The sequence below is a fragment of the Romboutsia sp. 13368 genome, from assembly GCF_018336475.1.
In the GTDB taxonomy this organism is placed as follows: domain Bacteria; phylum Bacillota; class Clostridia; order Peptostreptococcales; family Peptostreptococcaceae; genus Romboutsia.
Window position 1 is genome coordinate 712,366 of record NZ_CP048741.1, and the last position, 1,313, is coordinate 713,678.

The window sequence follows — 1,313 nt, forward strand, 5'->3', positions numbered from 1 at the left end:
TAAATTATTATTAAAATATATGAGTAAAAGAAATTATAGATTACATACTAAAATTTACTTTTACTAGATGAAAGGGGAATTTTAATGAAGGTAAGAAAACGTATATCTGCTCTAGTATTAATAGCAGCGATGTCATTAGTAGGTGTAGGTTGTAGCAGTTCAAATGGAGAAGGAAAACCTGCAAGAGTTATAAGAGTTGCTCATGGTCAAAATGAAGAGCATCCTCAACATAAAGCCCTAATTGAGTTTGAAAAATATGTTGAAGAAAAAACAAATGGTGAATTAGATGTTCAATTATTCCCAAATGAATTATTAGGGGCTTCAGCACAAGCACTTGAATTATGTCAAACAGGGGCTATAGACTTAGTTGTTGCAAGTCTTGGAAACTTAGAAGCTTTTGAAGATTCATATACTGTTTTAAATTTACCATACATAATGGATAGTAAAGAACACTATCATGAAGTAATGAATGATGAAGAGATAATGGGGCCGATATATGAATCAACTAGAGATAGTGGATTTATAGGATTAACATGGTTTGATGCTGGAGTAAGAAACGTATATACTACAAAGAAAGTTATAAATACACCAGAGGATTTAAAAGGATTAAAAATAAGAGTTCAAACAAGTCCAACAAATGTAAAAATGCTTGAAGCATTAGGAGCATCACCAACACCAATGTCATTCGGTGAAGTTTATACAGGATTACAACAAAGTGTTATAGATGGAGCAGAAAATAATGAATTGGCACTTATAAATAATAAACATGGTGAAGTTGCAAAGCACTACTCTTATAATATGCATGCAATGCTACCAGATATGTTAATAGTTAATGCTAAATTATTAGATGAATTAACTCCAGAACAATCTCAAGCAATAGTAGATGGTGGAAAACTTGCAAATGAATTTGAATTAGATGCTTGGGAAGCTGCAGAAACAGAAGCTAAGGAAAAAGCAGAAGCTATGGGAGTTAATTTCTACTATCCAGATATAAAACCATTCCAAGAAAAAATGGTAGACTTACATAATGAGTATACTCAAAATCCTGAAATGAAAGCTGTTTTTGACAAGATAAGAGCAAAAGGGGATGAAATATTAGCAAGAAATGAAAATAAAGAGAATTCTAAGGAAAGCTCTGAAACAAAAGCTAATTAATCATAAAAGTAATAAAATATTGTGAAGGAGAATATAGATGGAAACTCTTAGAAAAAGTTTAGATAAAGCATTAGAATTTATATGCTGTGTATTATTAGCATTAATGACTATATTAGTAAYATGGCAAGTTATATCAAGATATTTACTTAATAGTCCAA

At 30.6% G+C, this 1,313-nt stretch carries 1 protein-coding gene; it reads left to right on the forward strand.

Features of this window, described 5'->3' with window-relative positions; genetic code table 11:
- Positions 1-84: 84 nt before the first annotated feature.
- Positions 85-1,155 (forward strand): TRAP transporter substrate-binding protein, encoded by a 1,071-nt coding sequence (locus G3997_RS02830; protein ID WP_296647761.1) that lies wholly within the window; start codon positions 85-87, stop codon positions 1,153-1,155.
- Positions 1,156-1,313: the final 158 nt, after the last annotated feature.